General features: G+C 67.2%; 18 protein-coding genes and 1 tRNA gene. 4 read left to right on the top strand and 15 right to left on the bottom strand.

Annotated elements, in window-relative coordinates; genetic code table 11:
* Nucleotides 1-54: 54 nt before the first annotated feature.
* From AC07TU_RS16765 to cyoA, 11 genes are all read right to left on the bottom strand, one after another.
* On the bottom strand, nt 55-810 hold the full coding sequence (locus AC07TU_RS16765; protein WP_495189064.1) for a metallophosphoesterase family protein: 756 nt from the start codon (nt 808-810) through the stop codon (nt 55-57).
* Nucleotides 807-1,634, bottom strand: coding sequence for a diacylglycerol/lipid kinase family protein (locus AC07TU_RS16760; RefSeq protein ID WP_495189063.1), 828 nt, complete (start codon nt 1,632-1,634; stop codon nt 807-809). The genes AC07TU_RS16765 and AC07TU_RS16760 overlap by 4 nt, the downstream gene beginning before the upstream one ends.
* A gap of 7 nt (nt 1,635-1,641) precedes the next feature.
* Nucleotides 1,642-2,799 (bottom strand): aminotransferase, encoded by a 1,158-nt coding sequence (locus tag AC07TU_RS16755; RefSeq protein ID WP_495189062.1) that lies wholly within the window; start codon nt 2,797-2,799, stop codon nt 1,642-1,644.
* A 79-nt stretch (nt 2,800-2,878) separates the two neighbouring features.
* The gene (locus AC07TU_RS16750; RefSeq protein ID WP_495189061.1) at nt 2,879-3,031 is read right to left on the bottom strand and encodes a hypothetical protein; all 153 of its coding nucleotides are present in this window, start codon (nt 3,029-3,031) and stop codon (nt 2,879-2,881) included.
* A gap of 83 nt (nt 3,032-3,114) precedes the next feature.
* On the bottom strand, nt 3,115-3,645 hold the full coding sequence (locus AC07TU_RS16745; protein ID WP_495189060.1) for a response regulator transcription factor: 531 nt from the start codon (nt 3,643-3,645) through the stop codon (nt 3,115-3,117).
* Entirely contained in the window at nt 3,645-4,946 is a 1,302-nt protein-coding gene (locus tag AC07TU_RS16740) for an ATP-binding protein (RefSeq protein ID WP_495189059.1), read from the bottom strand. Before AC07TU_RS16740 ends, AC07TU_RS16745 begins: the two co-directional genes overlap by 1 nt.
* On the bottom strand, nt 4,943-5,611 hold the full coding sequence (locus tag AC07TU_RS16735) for an SURF1 family protein (protein ID WP_495189325.1): 669 nt from the start codon (nt 5,609-5,611) through the stop codon (nt 4,943-4,945). Before AC07TU_RS16735 ends, AC07TU_RS16740 begins: the two co-directional genes overlap by 4 nt.
* Before the next feature lie 41 nt (nt 5,612-5,652).
* On the bottom strand, nt 5,653-6,027 hold the full coding sequence (gene cyoD / locus AC07TU_RS16730) for a cytochrome o ubiquinol oxidase subunit IV (RefSeq protein ID WP_495189058.1): 375 nt from the start codon (nt 6,025-6,027) through the stop codon (nt 5,653-5,655).
* Nucleotides 6,024-6,653, bottom strand: a complete 630-nt coding sequence (gene cyoC, locus AC07TU_RS16725; protein ID WP_495189057.1) for a cytochrome o ubiquinol oxidase subunit III — start codon at nt 6,651-6,653, stop codon at nt 6,024-6,026. The genes cyoD and cyoC overlap by 4 nt, the downstream gene beginning before the upstream one ends.
* Nucleotides 6,654-6,657: 4 nt before the next feature.
* The gene (gene cyoB / locus AC07TU_RS16720; RefSeq protein WP_495189056.1) at nt 6,658-8,664 is read right to left on the bottom strand and encodes a cytochrome o ubiquinol oxidase subunit I; all 2,007 of its coding nucleotides are present in this window, start codon (nt 8,662-8,664) and stop codon (nt 6,658-6,660) included.
* A 15-nt stretch (nt 8,665-8,679) separates the two neighbouring features.
* Nucleotides 8,680-9,846, bottom strand: coding sequence for a ubiquinol oxidase subunit II (gene cyoA, locus AC07TU_RS16715; RefSeq protein ID WP_495189055.1), 1,167 nt, complete (start codon nt 9,844-9,846; stop codon nt 8,680-8,682).
* Between the two features lie 132 nt (nt 9,847-9,978).
* On the opposite strand from cyoA, the gene AC07TU_RS16710 reads away from it, so the two are divergent.
* On the top strand, nt 9,979-11,310 hold the full coding sequence (locus tag AC07TU_RS16710) for an MFS transporter (RefSeq protein ID WP_495189054.1): 1,332 nt from the start codon (nt 9,979-9,981) through the stop codon (nt 11,308-11,310).
* A 291-nt stretch (nt 11,311-11,601) separates the two neighbouring features.
* Complete coding sequence (locus AC07TU_RS16705) at nt 11,602-14,418, top strand: YadA family autotransporter adhesin (RefSeq protein ID WP_495189053.1); 2,817 nt, start codon at nt 11,602-11,604, stop codon at nt 14,416-14,418.
* A 62-nt stretch (nt 14,419-14,480) separates the two neighbouring features.
* Here the strand turns inward: AC07TU_RS16705 and AC07TU_RS16700 are convergent.
* Both AC07TU_RS16700 and cpdR read right to left on the bottom strand, forming a co-directional pair.
* Nucleotides 14,481-14,555: transfer RNA gene (locus AC07TU_RS16700), tRNA-Val, on the bottom strand.
* Between the two features lie 69 nt (nt 14,556-14,624).
* A complete protein-coding gene (gene cpdR / locus AC07TU_RS16695) occupies nt 14,625-15,002 on the bottom strand; it encodes a cell cycle two-component system response regulator CpdR (RefSeq protein ID WP_495189052.1) in 378 nt (125 codons plus the stop codon).
* A 168-nt stretch (nt 15,003-15,170) separates the two neighbouring features.
* Here cpdR and AC07TU_RS16690 point away from each other — a divergent pair, with 168 nt between their 5' ends.
* Nucleotides 15,171-16,010, top strand: coding sequence for an N-formylglutamate amidohydrolase (locus tag AC07TU_RS16690; RefSeq protein WP_495189051.1), 840 nt, complete (start codon nt 15,171-15,173; stop codon nt 16,008-16,010).
* Nucleotides 16,011-16,374: 364 nt separating this feature from the next.
* Here the strand turns inward: AC07TU_RS16690 and AC07TU_RS16685 are convergent, their stop codons facing one another.
* The gene (locus tag AC07TU_RS16685) at nt 16,375-17,160 is read right to left on the bottom strand and encodes a SapC family protein (protein WP_495189050.1); all 786 of its coding nucleotides are present in this window, start codon (nt 17,158-17,160) and stop codon (nt 16,375-16,377) included.
* A 31-nt stretch (nt 17,161-17,191) separates the two neighbouring features.
* Nucleotides 17,192-18,634 carry an FAD-binding oxidoreductase gene (locus AC07TU_RS16680; RefSeq protein ID WP_495189049.1) on the bottom strand — a complete coding sequence of 481 codons (1,443 nt, stop codon included), beginning with the start codon at nt 18,632-18,634 and terminating at the stop codon, nt 17,192-17,194.
* Between the two features lie 77 nt (nt 18,635-18,711).
* On the opposite strand from AC07TU_RS16680, the gene AC07TU_RS16675 reads away from it, so the two are divergent.
* Entirely contained in the window at nt 18,712-19,188 is a 477-nt protein-coding gene (locus AC07TU_RS16675; protein WP_495189048.1) for a hypothetical protein, read from the top strand.
* Nucleotides 19,189-19,194 lie beyond the last annotated feature (6 nt).

Below are 19,194 nucleotides of genomic sequence, written 5' to 3'. Positions count from 1 at the left end.
ACCGCCTCGAACACGAAAGGGCCGTCCCCCCCGGGGCGGCCCTTTTGCTTGCGGTTAGCGTGGCGAGAGCGTCTGGTCGGGCGCATCGCCCATACGGCGCGCGATCGTCTCGATCGCGTCACCGATGCGGATCTCGTTGAACGAAGGCGGGGATTCGCGCACGCGTTCGGAGAGTGTCCCCGCACCGATCAGCCGCACCTCCTGCGCGCAGGCAGAATGGCAGATGTCGAACGGATCGTGGACATGGCCGGTCAGCACCGCATCCGCCCCCGCCGCCGCCAATGCCTCAAGCGCTTCGCCGCCGCCGTGCGTGCGCGAGCTGCTGCGCGTCCCCGCTTCGACGAGGGGGTGATGGCAGGCGATGAGGATGCGGTGCCCCTGTGGGACCGACTCGATCAGCGCCAGCGTCTCTTGCAACGCACGGACACTGACATGCCCCTTCGACCAGTTGAGCCGCCACTGGAACCGCGCGGTGGTCTTGAGCGGGACGATGGTCACGCCGGGCAGGTCGAGCGGCCGCTCGATCATCGCCTCGAGCGCGCGGTAGCGGCGATAGGGAGTCACGAACCGCGCCCAGAGGTTGAAATAGGGCAGATCGTGATTGCCGGCCTCGACCGTCACCGGCCGCCCGAGCCCCTCGAGCCATCTGGCCGCTGCCGCGAATTCGTGCCGTCGCGCCCGCATCGTGAGGTCGCCCGTCACCACCACTGCGTCAGGTTGCTCGGCACGGACCACCGCAGCGAACCAGTCGAGCGCCTCGCGATCCTCGGCGCCGAAATGCACGTCGCTGGCGTGGAACAGGCGGATCATGCCGCGCGCGTTGCGATGAAGGCGGGAGGGGTCATCCCGCCGCTGACCTCTGCGTCGGGGGCAAGCGTCACCGGCTCGCCGTCGAACAGCGCCAGCACCGGCCGCCTGCTCACCGGGCGCAGCCGTTCCGCGCGCCGTTCGGTCACCGCGCGCGCCGCCACCCAGTCGCCGGTCAGCCAGGTCCAGCCCAATTCCGCGATCGACGCCCAGTCGCGCGCGTCGATCGCGGCCACTTCGAGCGTATCGGGCGCGGGGGAGACGAACACCGCCTGATAGCGCCCGCGCATGCCCGGCACGCCGGCGACGCGGATTCCCTTGCCGAAGGTCCGGCGCCAGGCGTTGCGGATCGCACGGAACACGCGCGCTGTTCGTCCCTTTCGTGCAGCCTCGCGTGCCCGTGCCCAATGCGCCGCGGGGCCGAGGATCAGGCCGACGAACGCGCGGTGCGGCCCGGCCTCGACATAAGGCAGCGCCACGCGCCGCCCGCCTTCATGCGCGGCATGGACAATGGCGGCGGGATCGGCGTCGCCGTGCAGCGCCTTGGCGAGCAGGTTCATCGTCCCGCCGGGCAGGATCAGGAACGCGCCGTCCCAGTCCGCGAGCGCGCAAAGCGCCGCGTTGATCGTGCCGTCCCCGGCGAACAACACGACGGTATCGACGCGCGCGGCGGCCAGATCCTCCGCCGAAGGGATCGGCTGGCCGGGAAAGCCGGTCCGCCCGGCAAGCGCCAGCCCGCGTTCCGCGAACACGGCCTCCAGCGCCGCGCATTTCTCGGCCGTTGCCGATCCCGAACTGGGGTTGGTGATGAACCAGAGCCGCTCCACGGGATTGCTAACGCACGAACGCCGATCGCGCTGCAGCCAGACGCTCGATCGCGGCATCGAGCACGGCATCGGCCTTGGCGAAGCACAGCCGCACCAGATGCGTGACCGGGGCTTCGGCATAGAAGGCCGAGACCGGGATCGCCGCGACACCGGCTTCCTCGACCAGCCGTTCGCAGAATGCCGCGTCATCGAGCGCAATGCCCGATGCAGCGAGGTCGATCGAAAGGAACCAGGTCGCGCCGCTCGGCAGCACGCGATAACCGGCCGCGGTCAGCCCGGCGGCAAGACGGTCGCGCGATCGCTGGAAACCGGCGACCGAGTCCGCGATCCAGGTGTCCTGTGTCTCCAGCCCCTCCGCCACCGCCCATTGCAGATTGGGCGCGGTCGAGAAGGTCAGGAACTGATGCGCGCGGGCAAGCACTGCAGCAAGCGGCGGCGCGGCGCACATCCAGCCGACCTTCCAGCCCGTAAGCGCGAAGATCTTGCCCGCCGATCCGATCTTCACCGTCCGGTCGCGCATCCCCGGCATCGCAATCAGCGGGATATGGCGCGCGCCGTCATAGACGACATGCTCCCAGACCTCGTCGCAGATCGCGATCAGGTCGCGCTCGACGCAGAAGGCCGCGAGATCGGCAAGCTCGCTGTACGAGAGCATCGCACCCGCGGGGTTCACCGGGTTGTTGACCACGATCAGCCGGGTGCGCGGCCCCGCGGCCGCTTCGAGCGCAGCCGGGGTCAGCCGCCAGCTTCCCGGCTCCAGCCGCGCGAGCCGCGCCACCCCGCCCGCGCGCTGCACCAGCGGCAGATAGGCGTCGTAGAGCGGCTGGATCAGGATCACCTCGTCCCCCGGCGCGATCAGCGCGGTAAACGAGGCAGCGATCGCCTCGGTCGCGCCCGAGGTGACGATCACCTCTTCGGGTGTGAGGTCGAGCTGCTGGTGACGCGCATAATGGCCGGCAATCGCCCGCCGCAATTCGGGCAGGCCCGCCATCGGCGGATATTGGTTCGACCGCGCCGTCAGCGCATCGGCCGCGGCGCGGATCACCGGCACGCAGCCCTCGCCATCGGGGAAGCCCTGCCCCAGATTGATCGCGCTTGTCGCACGTGCGCGCGCCGACATGGTTTCGAAGATGGTGGTGCCGAGTGCGGAATAGACCGGATTCATGCCGCCGAGCATGCCCGAGCCGCGCGCCAAAAAGAAGAAGGGGCCGCACGGGCCCCTTCAAAGCGTCCGGTTCGGCGCCCTAGCGTTCGAGGTCGTCCTTGTCCGGCTGGCGCTTCTTCTCGCCGCCATCCTGCTGGCGTTGCGGCTGCTGTTGCTGCTGCTTCTCCATCTTCTGGCCGCGTTGCTGTTGCTGCTGGCCGCCCGGATGCCGGGTCTGGTCGCGCTGGTTCATCACGTCTCTCCTGACGATGCCCGCCGCTCGATGACAAAACGGGTTGCTGCGCCGTTCGATCCGCAGCCCGTCGCATCCCGCAGTTACTTGACCGGCCGCTTCTCCAGCTTCCGCGCAAGCGTCCGGCGATGCATCCCCAGGCGCCGCGCGGTTTCGGAGATGTTGAAGCCGGTCGCGGCCAGCGTCTCGTTGATCATCTCCCACTCATGCGTCTTGAGCGACGCGGCGCGGGGGGTGACGGGGACGCCGGCATCGCCGCCAGCCTTGCCGAACGCCGCCTCGATATCGTCGGTGTTCGACGGCTTCACCAGATAGTGGCGGGCGCCGAGCTTGATCGCCTCGACTGCGGTGCCGATGCTGGCATAGCCGGTGAGAACGACGATCAGCATCGCCGGGTCGCGCGCATGCAGCGTCGCGACACAGGGCAGCCCCGATGCGGTCCCGAGCTTCAGATCCACCACCGCATGGGTCGGAACGCCGGTTTCGAGCAGCGCGTCGAGCTCCCCGGGACTGGCGGCGACCCGCACGCGATAGCCGCGCCGCTCGAACGAGCGTTGGAGCGTGCGCGCGAAGGTTGCATCATCCTCGACAAGGATCAGGTCCGGCATGTCCATCAGCGCGCCTCCTCATGGATCAGCGGCAGGATCAGCCGCACTTCGGCGCCGCCACCTGCGGGGTTGCGTGCCTCGATCCGCCCGCCCATCCGCCGGGCGACATTGGTCGCGAGGAACAGGCCGAGCCCATGCCCCGCGCCCTTGGTCGAGCGATAGAGCTCGCCGACATGCGCGAGCGCCCCGGGATCGAAGCCAGGCCCGTAGTCGCGCACGATGATCTCCAGCATCCCCTCCTCGACCTTGCCGGTGAGGCGAAGGCCGAGCGGCGAGGCTTCGGCGGCATTGTCGAGCAGGTTCGTCACCGCCTGACGCAGCGCGGGATCGACCGCGATGGTCGCCGCCCCGGCCCCCTCGACGCTCGCAACGATCGGGACCTGCGGCCAGGTCGGCTGCCATGCCTCGGCCAGTCCGGTCAGGAAGGCGGCCGCGGCCATGCTCTCCATCGCTTCGCCGCGCGGCTGCCCGGCGGAGTGGAGGATGTCGGAGACGATCGCCTTGCAGCGCTGGACCTCGGCCTGCATTTCCTCGACCTCGCCCGCAAGCTGCGGGTCGCCGGAAATGGCGGGGATTCGCCGCCAGTCGGCGAGGATCACCGAGAGGGTGCTGAGCGGCGTCCCCAGCTCGTGCGCTGCGCCCGAGGCGAACAGGCCCATGCGGACGATGCCCTCCTCCTCCACGGCATGCTGGCGCAGATCGGCGACATTCGCATCGCGTGCGCGCAAATTGCGGCTGATCCGCACGATGAACTGCACCAGCAGCCAGGCGACCATGACGAAGCCGACCCAATGGCCGATCGCGAACAGGTCGGTATGCGACGCGGCGAGCTCCGCAGGCAGCACCAGCGGCACATAGCTGACCGTCAGCAGGGCGTAGCCGCAAGCGGTGGCGGCCACCAGCACCGCAACCGCAAGCGGCGGGAGCAGGATCGCGCCGAGGACGACCTGGAGCAGATAGAGCGAGATGAACGGGTTGGTCGCGCCACCGCTGAAATAGAGCTGGAGGGTGAGCGCCCCCATGTCGATCAGCAGCGCCACCATCACCTCGCCATCATGGACCTGGTGGCGGGGCAGCGCCATCGTCGCGAGCAGGTTCGCGACGGCGAGCATCGCGGCGATCCCCAGCATCTCGACCACCGGGAGCGGGATGCCGAGCCCAAAACGGACGAACAGGATGGCGAGCGTCTGCCCCGCGACCGCGATCCAGCGCAGCTGGATCAGCTGGCGCATATTCTCCGCCGCCGCGGTTTCGGCGGTGAGCGCGGTACCGCGGCGGGTCAGCGCGAGCAGCGGCGCATCCATCATGCCGGTTTCCGCCGCAGCAGCAGGAAGAATGCGGCAAGGCTGATGCCCGCCAGCCCGAACCAGGTGAGCGCGTAGACGAGATGGTTGTTGTTGAAGCGCAGCACGGTGAGCCCGCCTACCGGCCATCCGCCCGGATTGGGAGTCGCATCCGCATCGATGAAGAAGGGCGCCGCCGGACCGATGCCCTGCGCTGCGGCGATCGCCAGGACATCGCGCGAATACCAGCGGCCACCCGCCGGATCATTGGTTCGCAGGAAGCCGCCTTTGGGCTCGGTTGCGCGGATCAGCCCGGTGACGGTGACGGGGCCGCCTACCTGCCCCGCCGCGCGGCTCGCTGGATCGCGGCGATCGGGCGGCACGAAGCCGCGGTTGATCAGGATCGTCCCCTGCGACGTGCGCAGCGGAGTGAGCACCCAGAATCCGGCCCCGCGCACGGTGACCGCCTGCACCAACGTCTCGCGATCGTGGAGGAAGGTACCGGCCGCGGTGACGCGGCGATATTCGCTGCCGCGCACATCCAGTCCCGGCCATTGCGCCGGGCCGGGCGCCGGGATCGGCGCAGCGCGCGCGCCGGCCTCGACCCGTTCGATCAGGTCGAGCTTCCATGCGCGCCGCTGGACCTGCCAGATGCCGAGCGCGACGAAGCCGAGCGCCAGCAGCAACATCAGGCCGGCCAGCACGGCCCGCACCGCGGCGGGCCGGCGGTTCACCGCATCTCACTCATGTCGTGCGGCATCGGCATCATGTTGGTGTTGAGGTGGTGCATGACCCACAACGATCCGGCCAGCATGATGACCACCACGGTGATGGTGAAGATCAGCGACAGCATCGTCCAGCCACCTTCCGACTTCGAGTTCATATGGAGGAAGAACACCATATGGACGACGATCTGCACCACCGCGAAGCCCATGATCACCGCCGCGGTCAGCGCGGGCGAGAGCGGCATCGTCATCACCAGCCAGAAAGGAACGGCGGTGAGGATCAGCGACAGGACGAAGCCGATCAGATATTCGCGCAGGCTCGCATGCGGCAGCTCCGCCGCGGCGTGGTGGCCATGCTCTGCGTGCTGGTCCTGGCTCATCGCAGCATTCCCATCAGATAGACAAAGGTGAAGACGCCGATCCAGATCACGTCGAGGAAGTGCCAGAACATGCTGAGGCACGCGACGCGGCGCTGGTTGGCGGGGATCAGGCCGTGCTTGCCGAGCTGAACCATGAGCGTCACCAGCCAGATGATGCCGAAGGTGACGTGCAGCCCGTGCGTGCCGACCAGGGTGAAGAAGGCCGAGAGGAAGGCGCTGCGCTGCGGCCCGGCGCCGATCTCGATCAGGTGATGGAACTCGTAAAGCTCGATGCCAAGGAAGGCGAGACCGAACAGGCCGGTGACGCCGAGCCAGATCTGCGTGCCGCGGACCTTGCCCATCTGCATCTGCAGCATCGCGAAGCCATAGGTGATCGACGAGAAGAGCAGCATCGCGGTGTTCACCGCGATCAGCTTGAGGTCGAACAGGTCCTTCGGTCCCGGACCGGCGGCGTAATTGCCGCCGAGCACGGCGTAGCAGGCGAACAGGATCGCAAAGATGAGGCAGTCGCTCATCAGGTAGATCCAGAAGCCCAGCATCGTGCTGTGGCCTTCGGGATGCGGATGCTCATCCAGCTCGTAGAAGCGGGCTTCCTGGCTGTCCGCGGCGAGGGTGGTTGCGCTCATGCGGTCAGGCTCCCGGCGCCAGCTGGCGGGTGCGCGCGTCCTCCACCCCGGTCACCGTCGCGGCGGGGATGTGGAAATCGCGCTTGTAGTTGAAGGTGTGGAAGATCGCGCCGGCGACCACCGCCACGAAGCTTGCCGCGGCCAGCCACCAGATGTGCCAGACCAGCGCGAAACCCATGACCAGACAGAAGCCCGACAAGATGATCCCGGTGCCGGTGTTGCTCGGCATGTGGATGTCGCGGAAGCCGCTCACCGGGCGCTGCGCGTTGCGCGTCTTCATGTCGGCCCAGGCGTCGAGGTCGTGGATCACCGGGGTGAAAGCGAAATTATAGTCCGGCGGCGGCGAGCTCGTCGCCCATTCGAGCGTGCGGCCGTGCCACGGATCGCCGGTCGGCTCGGCGAGTTCCTTGCGCTTCCAGATGCTCACCGCGAACTGGATCAGCATCGCGCCGATACCCGCGGCGATGACGGCGGCGCCGATGCCCGCGATCACGAACCAGATCTGCAGGCTCGGGTCATCGAACACGCGCATCCGGCGGGTCACGCCCATCAGGCCGAGGATGTAGAGCGGGGTGAAGGCAAGCCAGAAGCCCACGACCCAGCACCAGAAGGAAACGAGGCCCCATTTCTTGTCGAGCTTGAAGCCGAACGCCTTGGGCCACCAATAGTTGATCGCCGCGAACAGCCCGAACAGCACGCCGCCGATGATCACATTGTGGAAGTGCGCGATCAGGAACAGCGAGTTGTGCAGCACGAAGTCCGCAGGCGGCACCGCCAGCAGCACCCCGGTCATGCCGCCGATGGTGAAGGTCAGCATGAAGGCGATCGTCCACATCATCGGCAGCTCGAACCGGATGCGGCCGCGATACATGGTGAACAGCCAGTTGAAGAGCTTGGCCCCGGTCGGGATCGAGATCACCATCGTCGTGATGCCGAAGAAGCTGTTGACGCTGGCGCCCGATCCCATGGTGAAGAAGTGGTGCAGCCAGACCAGGTACGACAGGATGGTGATGCACACCGTCGCATAGACCATCGACGTATAGCCGAAGAGCCGCTTGTTCGAGAAGGTCGAGGTGACTTCGCTGAACACGCCGAACAGCGGCAGGATCAGGATATAGACCTCCGGATGGCCCCAGATCCAGATCAGGTTCACGTACATCATCGGCGATCCGCCGAAGTCGTTGGTGAAGAAGTTGGTGCCGACATAGCGGTCGAGGCTGAGCAGCACGAGCGTCGCGGTCAGGATCGGGAAGGACGCGACGATCAGGATGTTCGAGCAGAGCGAGGTCCAGGTGAAGACGGGCATCTTCATCAGGCCCATGCCCGGCGCGCGCAGCTTCAGGATCGTCACGATCAGGTTGATGCCGGATAAGGTCGTCCCGACACCGGCTATCTGCAGCGACCATATGTAATAATCGACGCCGACATTGGGGCTGTAGGCGATGCCCGACAGCGGCGGATAGGCGAGCCAGCCGGTCTGCGCATATTCACCGATGAACAGCGAGACCATGGTGAGCACCGCGCCCGCGGTGGTCATCCAGAAGCTGAAATTGTTGAGGAACGGGAAGGAGACGTCGCGCGCGCCGATCTGGAGCGGGACGATATAGTTCATCAGCCCGGTGATGAACGGCATCGCCACGAAGAAGATCATGATCACCCCATGGGCGGTGAAGATCTGGTCGTAATGATGCGAATTGAGATACCCTTCCGACCCGCCGAACGCCAACGCCTGTTGCAGGCGCATCATGATCGCGTCGGCAAAGCCGCGCAGGAACATGATGAGGCCGAGGATCATGTACATGATCCCGATCTTCTTGTGGTCGACCGTCGTGAACCACTCGGTCCACAGATAGCCCCAGAGGCGGTATTTGGTCAGCAGCGCGAGCACCGCGAGGCCGCCGATCGCGACCACCGCGAAAGTGGCGATCAGGATCGGCTCGTGCAGCGGGATCGCTTCGAGCGACAGGCGGCCCAGGATCGGACCGGCTTCGGGGGCGGGATGCGGGGTCATGTCTAGGGTCTAGCCTCAGGAGAGCGGCTGGCCGGGCTCGCCTTCACGGGCGATGCGGGGCGGCGTGGACTGGCGCGCAGGTTGCGCGGGCGCAGTGGCGGGCTTGGGAACCAGCCGCGGGGTCGGCGTGGTGCAGATCGCCGCGACATAGCGGCTGCTGCCCGCAGTGCCGCGCGCGGCATATTTGTCATAGGCGAGCTCGCGGACGTTATAGAGCCCGGCCATGCCGAGACCGCCCTTGGCGTCGATCATCATCATGTCGCTCATGCACATCTTGCCCGGCTCGACGCAGAGGTTGACCACGGCGTCGAACAGCGCCGGATCGGTGCTGGCGAAGCGGCGCACGGGATCGCGCTGGCTCGGCTTTTCGAGCTTGAGATAGGCGTCGCGGTCGAGCGTACCGCCCGACGCCTTGGCCTGCGCGACCCATTTGGCGAAGCCGGCATCGTCGAGGCTCTTCGCCGCGAAGCGCATGTTGGAGAAGCCCCAGCCCGAATAGTTGGCGGAGAGGCCGGTGAACTCGCCCGGGCGGTTGAAGACGGCGTGCAGCTTGGTCTCCATGCCGGGCATCGCGTAGATCTGTCCGGCGAGCGCGGGGATGTAGAAGCTGTTCATCACCGACGATGCGGAGATGCGGAAGCGGATCGGCCGATCGATCGGCGCGGCGAACTCGTTGACCGTGGCAATGCCCTGTTCGGGGTAGATGAACAGCCATTTCCAGTCGAGCGCGACGACCTGGACCTCAAGCGGCTTCACATTCGCGGCAACCGGCTTTCCGGGCGCGAGGCGCGCAAGCGGGCGATAGGGGTCGAGCAGGTGAGTCGCCGCCCAGGTCAGTGCGCCGAGGCAGATGATGATCAGCAGCGGCGCCGACCAGATCACCAGTTCGAGCGCGGTCGAATGGTCGAAATCGGGCTCGTAGGTCGCCTCTTCGTTGCTCTGGCGATAGCGCCAGGCGAAGACGACGACGAGCAGCATCACCGGAACGATGATGAGCAGCATCAGCGCGGTCGAGATATAGATCAGGTCGCGCTGCTGAACCGCAATGTCGCCTGCGGGATGCAGCACATCGCTCTGACACGCCGAGACGAACAGAGCGAACGGCAGCAGCATCAGCGTCCGGCCAAGATTGGCCAGCTTCTTTCCGGGCAATGGCCAGAACAATGACGTATCTTCGCGCATGGACCTCCGCCTATCCCGGCGCCCGTCCGCGCCGACATTGGACATTTTGTCCTATCCCCGTCGCGTCGCTTTTCTGGTGCAGCGGACGCTGAAGCACAATAGTATCGAATAAGCTGCCGGAGCCATAGCCGTATGACCGCACCGAATGCCGCCGCCAACTCGACATCGCTGGAACGCGACGCCCGGACCGTGAACGCGCGCGATCACAAGATCGCGCCGGGCGAGATCGCGATCGGCGTGATCATCGGCCGCACGAGCGAGTTCTTCGACTTCTTCGTCTATGCGCTGGCGTCGGTGCTGGTGTTCCCGTCGCTGATCTTCCCCTTCGTCGATCCGCTGACCGGCACGCTCTATTCCTTTGCGCTGTTCGCGCTGGCGTTCATCGCCCGCCCGCTGGGTTCGGCGATCTTCATGTGGATCGACCGCCATCATGGCCGCGGGGTGAAGCTCACCATTGCGCTGTTCCTGCTCGGCGGATCGACCATGTCGATCGCGTTCCTGCCCGGCTACAACCAGATCGGCATCGGCGCGGTCTGGGTGCTCGCGCTGCTGCGGATCGGACAGGGAATCGCGCTGGGCGGCGCGTGGGACGGACTGCCCTCGCTGCTGTCGCTCAATGCCCCGGCGAATCGCCGCGGCTGGTATGCGATGATCCCGCAGCTCGGCGCGCCGCTCGGCCTGATCGTCGCCGCGGGGCTGTTCGCCTTCTTCATGACCACGCTGACGCCCGAGGACTTCCTGGCCTGGGGCTGGCGCTATCCCTTCTTCGTCGCCTTCGCGATCAACGTCGTCGCGCTGTTCGCGCGCCTGCGCATGATCGCGACGCCGGAATTCGAGCGGCTGTTCGAAAGCCGCGAGCTTCAACCCGCCCCCTTCTGGGAAACGGTGCGCGAGGAGGGGCGCACGATCGCGCTCGGATCGTTCGCGCCGCTGGCAAGCTTCGCGTTGTTCCACCTCGTCACGGTCTTCCCGCTCTCCTGGATCCTGCTCAACACCGGCGAGGCGGCGGAGCGCTTCCTGGTGATCGAGATCGTCGGCGCGGTCGTGTGCGTGCTCGCCATGCTCGCCTCGGGCTTCATCGCCGACCGCGTCGGCCGCCGCGCGGTGCTGGGCGTGTCGGCAGTCCTGATCGGCGCCTATAGCGGCTTCGCGCCGCAGCTGCTGGGCGCAGGCGGGGTTGGCGAGACCGTCTATATGATGGCCGGCTTCATCCTGCTCGGCCTCGGCTTCGGTCAGTCTTCGGGGGCGGTCAACGGCAGCTTCTCAAGCGAGCGGCGTTATACGGGCGCCGCGACCACCGCCAATCTCGCCTGGCTGCTCGGTGCGGGCTTCGCGCCGCTGGTCGCGCTGTTCCTGGCGAGCAATTTCGGCCTGTGGTCGGTGGGCGCCTATCTGTTGTCGGGCGCCGCCTGCACGCTCGCCGCACTGGCGATCAACCGCGACTGGGCGCGGCCGGGCGAATAAGCGCATGGCCTGACAGGCATCCAAAGGCCCCGGAAAGCGATGGCTTTCCGGGGCCTTTTTCACGCCATCGTGGTGAATAAACTCTTAGATGCGCGTCAACGAATAGGCCACCTTATTAAAGGATTATGGCGCCATCGAACATCAGAAACCCAAAACTGCGCAGTAACTCATAGTAGCGTTTGCGTGAGAGACAGGAAGCGATCGAAAGCACTTCTTTAGAATAGCGCTCACTTGGCCCGCCAGCTTTCCTCGCCTTCTGACAACAGAGTCGTAGCGTGAAGGAGATGGACCGTGCCGCGCACCCATTCGGCTTCAAGTTCGCATACGTTTCTCCACGACACCGCGCTGATCGCGATCCTGATGGGCGCGCTCGCCCCGTCCGCCGCCGCGCAGGTGGTGGTCAACCCCGAACTGGTGCCACAGCTCCCGCTCTGCCTGCTCAACCCGCCAGCCGTGGTCGATAATGGCGGCGCGCCCGGCGTCGCGGTGAGCGGAAATTCAGATTGCCCGCTGGGGACCTCCCCCGCCGCCGAGGTGACCGACGATGGCGGCATCGCGATCGGCAACAGCCGGGCCAACCCCACCCGCACTGCGGGTACCGGCAACTCGGTCGCGATCGGCAATGGCGCCAGAGCAGGCGCTGCCGGGACCGGTAACGCCACCGCGGTCGGCTTTGGTGCCATTGCGAGCGGCAACAATGCCGCAGCATTCGGTGCAGGCGCGAACGCCGGCGGCGCCGACTCGCTCGCGGCGGGCAGCAACGCCCGCGCGAACGGCGCAGGCAGCATCGCGCAAGGCAGCGGTGCGCTCGCGACCAGCGCGAACGGCATCGCGATCGGCGCCGGGGCACAGGCGGGTGACACGATCGACCTCACGCGCATCAACACTGTCGCCATCGGCAACAACGCGCGGGCGACCGCACAGAACTCGACCGCCGTCGGCGATGGTGCATCGGCTGGACAGGTCCAGGCGACCGCAGTCGGATCGGGCGCGATCGCGGGAACCAACGGCACCGCTGTCGGCCGTCTCGCCAATGCCGGAAACTCCGCAGTCGCCTACGGCGTCAACGCGTCTGCAGGCCTGCGCGGCACCGCGCTCGGCCAGGGCGCCGATTCGTCGGGGGCGGACAGCATGGCGGTGGGCAGCTTCGCCTCGGCCACGGTCGCGGACGGCGTCGCGCTTGGCCGTCTGGCGAGCGTGACTGCTGCGAACAGCGTCGCGCTCGGCCGCTCCTCCACCGCAAGCCGGGGCGCCCAGACCGGCTATGCCGCGACCGGGATCGCAGCACCGCAAAGCTCGATCGGTGAGGTTGCGATCGGCACGGCCGCGGGTGAGCGTCAGTTGACCGGCCTTGCCGCCGGATCCGCGGCGACCGATGCAGTCAATGTCGCGCAGCTTCAGGGCATCGACGCGCAGGCGGATGCCCTGGGCGCGGGCGTCGCGGCGAGCCTGGGCAGCGGTGCGGCCTATGATTCTGCGACGGGCACGCTGACGCAGCCGAGCTATACGGTCCAGGGCAGTGCCCATGCCAATGTCGGTGCGGCATTGGGTGCACTCGACACGCAGGTAACGATCAACACCAGCGCGATCACCGCGATCGACAACCGTGTGACCGTCACCGAGGCCGATATCGCCACCAACGCTGCAGCGATCAGCGCGCTCAACAACGGTAGCGTGGGCCTCGTCCAGCAGGCAGGCCCCGCCGCGGTGATTACCGTCGCGATGACGACGGGTGGTGCGGTGGTGAGCTTTACCGGGACGTCAGGCGACCGCCAGCTGGTAGGCGTCGCGGCCGGGACCGTGAGCGCCAGTTCGAACCACGCCGTGAACGGGAGCCAGCTCCACGGCGCGAGCCAGAGCGTGGCGAACGCGCTGGGCGGCGGCGCGAGCGTCGATACGAACGGCGCGGTCACTGCACCTTCCTACGCCGTCCAGGGCGCAAGCCACGCAAGTGTCGGCGGCGCGGTGACCGCGCTCGACGGCCAGCTGACCGCCACCAACGCCGCGGTCAGTACGTTGCAGGGGCAGACAAGCGCCAATAGCGGCGCAATCGCGGCGAACAGCAGCGCGATCGCGCAGCTTCAGGGGCAAAGCGCGGCGAACGCCGGGGCGATCACCAATCTGCAGACCCAGGTGGCGGGCAACAGCGCCGACATCACCAGCCTTCAAGGCCAGATGAGCACCAACACCACCGCGATCACGAACCTTACCAATGCCGTGAATTCGGGCACGGTCGGCCTGGTTCAGCAGGCCGCCCCGGGTGCCGCGCTGACCGTGGGCGCGCAGACCGACGGCAGCACCGTGGATTTCACAGGTACCGCCGGCACCCGGCAACTGACCGGGGTCGCCGCGGGCACGCTCAACGCGGCATCGACCGATGCCGTGAACGGGTCGCAGCTCGCCGCGACCAATGTGCGCATCCAGACGCTGATCGACGAAGTGGCGAACCAGCAGATCGCCGGCTTCACCTCGAACAATGTCGCAGGCGCCGCACGGCCCAGCGCCACCGGCGCGAATGCGGCGGCGGGCGGCTCGGGCGCGGTGGCCTCCGGCGCTGGCGCCACCGCGATCGGGAACGGATCGCAAGCAACCGGGCAGAATGCGACCGCCCTGGGCAACAACGCGCAGGCGAGCGGCACTAATTCGGTGGCGATCGGCGCCAACGCCAGCGACGGCGGCATGTCCGACGTGGTTTCGGTGGGTTCATCGACCGCCACGCGGCGGGTCGTCTATGTCTCAGCGGGGATCGCCCCCACCGACGCGGTCAATGTCGGACAGCTCCAGTCGGGGATGGGGCAGACGCTCGCATCGGCCAACCAATATACCGACGGCCGAATCGCCGCGCTGGGGTTCGACCTCGATGCGGTCAGGGAAGATTCGCGGCGCGGAATCGCGGCGGTTGCGGCACTGGGCCATGCGCCGATGCCGTCGGAGCCGGGCCGGACGAGCTATTCGGTCAACGGCGCCTTCTTCCGCGACCATCAGGCGATCGGCGGCTCGATCGCCCATCGCCTCAACACCGAAGCGCCGCTCGCTGCCACCGCCGGCTTTGCCTATGGCGGCAACGGCAACAACATCGTGCGGGTCGGTGTCGCCGGCGAGTTCTGACCCGGCGGAGGCGCAAGACAAAGAAAAAGCCCGCCGATCTTGCGACCGGCGGGCTTTCTATATGGTGGGCGCGGCAAGGATTGAACTTGCGACCCCTGCGATGTCAACACAGTGCTCTACCACTGAGCTACGCGCCCGATAGCCTTGCGGCGAATCTCGGGAAGCGGCCCTTTAGCGGGGGCCGACGACCCATGCAAGCACCTGAATCAATTCCGGCTCGGAACCTGCTCCACCTCGAACAGCCGATCCACCTCGAGCACCAGATCGCGCAGGTGGAACGGCTTGGACAGCACGCGCGCCGTCGGAATCTGCTTGCCGGCCTTGAGCGTCACCGCCGCGAAGCCGGTGATGAACATCACGCGCATGTCGGGCGCGATCTCTCCCGCCTTCTGCGCCAGTTCGATTCCATCCATCTCCGGCATCACGATATCGCTGAGCAGCAGATCGAACCGTTCGGTCTCGATCAGCGGCAGCGCCGCGGTACCGCGATCGACTGCAGTGACTGCGTAGCCGGAACGCTCAAGGGCGCGCGCGAGATATTCGCGCATCACCCGATCGTCCTCGGCCAGAAGAATCCTGATCATCCCTACCCCATTGTCGCGCTCTTCGCGCTGCACCGGCCCCGCGAATCCGGCCCGGCCGCCAGGGCACAGACTATGCGCGAAGGGCTTAAGATTTTCCAGCCGTTCACCAATCAAACGCCCGACCAAAGGGACGTTGCCGCGCGCGTCAGGCCCGCATAGGGTCGAGCCGTGACCGACACCGCATCCTTCGACCGCCACGGCCCTGCCGCGCCCGCGTCACCGGTCGTGCTGTCGGTACCGCATGCCGGGCGCGACTATCCGCTGCCGCTGCGCGCGGCGCTCCGTATGCCCCTCCCCAGCCTGCTCCCGCTCGAGGACAGGCACGCCGATACGCTGGCGCTGGCAGCACGCGGCGCGGAAACCCTGCTCATCGCCAACCGCGCACGCGCCTGGATCGACCTCAACCGTGCGGAGCATGAGCGCGACCCCCGGATCGACGAGGGTGCCACGCCGATTCCCGAGGGTGCCATGTCGCTCAAGCTGCGCAGCGGGCTCGGCCTCGTGCCGCGCCGCGCCGGCGGTGCTGACCTGTGGCGCCGCCGCCTCGCCGACGAGGAAGTGCGCCAGCGGATCGAGCGCGACCACCGCCCCTATCATGCCGCGCTCAAGGCCGAACTGGCTGCGGCGCGTGACCGGTTCGGGGTCGCGCTACTGCTCGACATCCACTCCATGCCGCCGCTGGCAAGCGGCGGCGCGCGGGTGGTGATCGGCGACCGATTCGGCCGATCGGCCGCCGCACGCTTCATCGGGCGAATCGAAGGCGTAGCGCATGCGGCGGGCGTCCGCACGGCGGTGAATACCCCCTATGCCGGCGGGCATATCCTCGACCGCCATGCGGACCAGGCGGCGAATATCCACGCGATCCAGATCGAGATCGACCGCAGCCTCTACCTCGACCGCCGCCGCGACCAGCCCGGTCCCGGCTTCGAATCGGCCGCGGCACTGCTCCGCCGGATCATCGACGCCGTGGCGGACGAGGCGGTGCCGCTCCCGGCGGCGGCGCAATAGCCTTCGAGCACCGCGCGCCTTAGACGAGGCAACAAGTCAGCCCACAAAAAAACCGCCCGGTGTTGCCACCGGGCGGCCAAGGTTCAGGGAGGAGACACGCCCGAGGGCGTGCCGCACGGTTCCGCGAAAGGGGGGACACGAAACCGTACTGAACAGGATATAGGAAAGCTTGACCGTGGCTTCAAGGCCACAATCGGAAATGCGATGAATGGGGAGCTATCGGACGCCAAGCCCTTCATTCGGGGCGGCGAATCGCGTGCAGCGCGACGCTGCGGCGATATCGGGTGTCCCGCGTCCACCGGCAAGGCCGGGCACGGGAAAGATGCGCCTCCGCCGCCCGATCGCGGCGGAGGCGCGGTATTCGTCAGGCGGCCGGCACGGCGATCTGCGGTGCGACATTACCCTGCTGCAGCTGGCGCGCGAAGATTTCGCGCATCAGGCCCAGCGAGAAGAGATGCGCATAGATCAGCGGCAGCATGCCGTTCTGCGCCATCTTGCGCAGCTGATCGCCGCGAAGATCGTTCAGCTTGGTTTCGTCGACCATGCGGAAACCGCGATAGATATAGGGCTGCTCGGCACCCTCGGGCTGAATCGCGACTTCGCCATCCATCAGCAGGCCCATATCGTTGAGCTCTTTCAGGAACGCGTTGGTCTTCTGCCCTGCGATCTCGAACTCCTCGTTGAACTTGAGGATGTTCTGGACCAGCTCGGTCGGCTTGCCGTCCTCGAACAGCGCATCGCCCTCGTCGAACGCACCGATCGTGTCGGAGGTCGGATCGAAGCAGAGCGACAGCTCTTCCGAATCCGGACGCAGCCGCGCGAGCAGATAGGGGTAACGGCGGATATAGGCCGGAATGTAGAGATTCTCGCCTTCCTTGATCTTGCCGTCGGCGCCGAAGAAGACGTTCACGCCTTCATTCAGGCCCATCAGGCCGAGCGGCACCGAATCGTCGCCAACCGAAAAGACGATCGGCATGCTGCGCTGAACCAGCGGAAACTCTTCGACCGTCAGCGGGATGGCGTGCTGAGTCGCCATGAACGGCGCCGAATCGGCCTGGCGAATGCGCCAGCTGCTGTGCAGGTCGCTCGAAAGCGGCTGCAGATCGTTGTAGAAAAGCGGAAGACCCTGTGCTTGCGGCGCGCTGGCCATGAAACTCTCCTGGGAATGAAACTGCCGCGGTCTATTGGTCCACGCGCTCCGGCGCAAGGAAAACGAGTTTCCCGGGGTTGAATAGATTGCGCGGATCGAAGGCGCGTTTGATCGCGGTTAGCGCATGCATCCGCGCGGGCGAGGACAGCCGCGCCAGTTCGTCGCGCTTCATCTGGCCGATACCGTGCTCGGCAGAGATGGAGCCGCCCGCCGCGACCACCAGGTCGTGGACAAAGGGACTGATCACGTCGGAATTGACCTTCGGCCAGTCCGCCGCACTACCTGCAGGCGCGCGGACGTGGAAATGAACATTGCCGTCGCCAAGGTGGCCGAAGGCTCCCGCGCTGACGCCCGGAAAGCGCGCCTCGACCGCCCTGGCGCCATCGATCATGAAATCGGGCATCCCCGCGACCGGCACCGAGATATCGTGCTGAAGCGCCGGGCCGCTCGCGCGCTCCGCCTCCGAGATCGATTCGCGCAGCTTCCAGAAGGCCTCTGCCTGCGCCTCGTTCGCCGCGATGGTCGCGTCCTCCGCAAGGCCGGACTCGAGCACCGGTTCCAGCAACCGCTCAAGCAGTACCACAGGCGATTCCTGATCGGCGCTGACCGCCACCGCCTCGATCAGCACATGCCAGGCATGTTCAGCCGCCAGCGGCGCGCGGGTGCCGGGAATGTGGCGCAACACCGCGCCCAGCGAATGGGCGGGGATGATCTCGAAGCTCTCGATCGTGTCGGTTGCCGCCTCCAGCCGCCGCAGCAACTCCAGCCCGGCATGTGGCGAGGCGAGCCCGATCCACGCGACCGCACGCGCCTGCACCGCAGGCACCAGCCTGAGGCTCGCCGCTGTGACGACCCCCAGCGTCCCCTCCGCGCCGATCAGCAGCTGGTTGAGGTCGTAGCCGCGATTGTCCTTCTTGAGCGCGGCGAGTCCCTGATGGATGCTCCCGTCGGGCAGCACCGCCTCGAGCCCAAGCACCAGTCCGCGCATCGTTCCGAAGCGCAGCACCTGCGTACCTCCGGCGTTGGTCGAGACCAGCCCGCCGACCGTCGCGCTGCCCTTCGCCCCCAGCGTCAGCGGGAAGCGCCGCCCCTGTGCCAGCGCCGCTTCATGGAGATCCGCAAGAATCACCCCTGCTTCGACTTCAGCCAGGTTGGCGGCCGCATCGATCCGCCGCACACGGTTCATCCGCCGCAGCGACAGGATCAGCGCCGATCCGTCCGCCGGCGGAGTCGCCCCGCCGACCATGGAGGTGTTGCCCCCCTGCGGCACGAGCGCGACACCATGTTCTCCCGCAAGGGCGACCATCGCCGCCGCCGCTTCGGTCGAATCGGGCTGGAGGATCCCCGCCGCCGCGCCGTGGTAGCGCCCGCGCCAGTCGTTCAGCCATGGCGCAATGGCGTCCGCCTCGGTCAGCACCGCCCTGGGGCCGAACCGCGCCGTCACCGCATCGATTACCTGCTGCTGCGCCGTCATGCCGTGCCGCTACCATCGGGGGGCTCCGCCCGCAATTCATGCACTGTTCAACCGCACACGCTATGGGGCATGTTGAAATGGTGAACTTGCTGCTTGCCGCCACGACTGCGTTGTTGTTGCCCACGGCCCCTCCGGGAGATGGACGCAAGGCCGCACCCGCGACCGTCGGCGCGACGCGCGTGGCGCAGGTCCGGATTCAGCAGCATTTCGTGATTCGCGTGCCGCGCCCCGACACCGTCCGCCGCGTCTCCACCACCGCCGCGCCGCTCCCGCCCATCGGCTGGGTCGAGAAGGACGCGGACAAATGCGTCAAGATGCAGAGCCTGGCCGGAGCGACAATTACCCGCCCGGACAGTGTCGATCTGTTCCTGTCGGGCGGCAAGCGGCTGCGCGCCAAGCTGGGCGACGAATGCCCCGCGCTCGACTTCTATACCGGCTTCTACGTCAAGCCGACCAAGGACGGCATGATCTGCGCCAAGCGCGACGTATTCCGCTCGCGCGCAGGGGGTGAATGCCGGATCAAGGCGTTCCGCACGCTGGTTCCGCAGCGCTAAGCGCCC

This window comes from Sphingomonas sp. GW821-FHT03E12, assembly GCF_059420685.1.
Note: the sequence above shows the minus strand (reverse complement) of the source record. Positions and strands in the feature narration are given on the sequence as shown.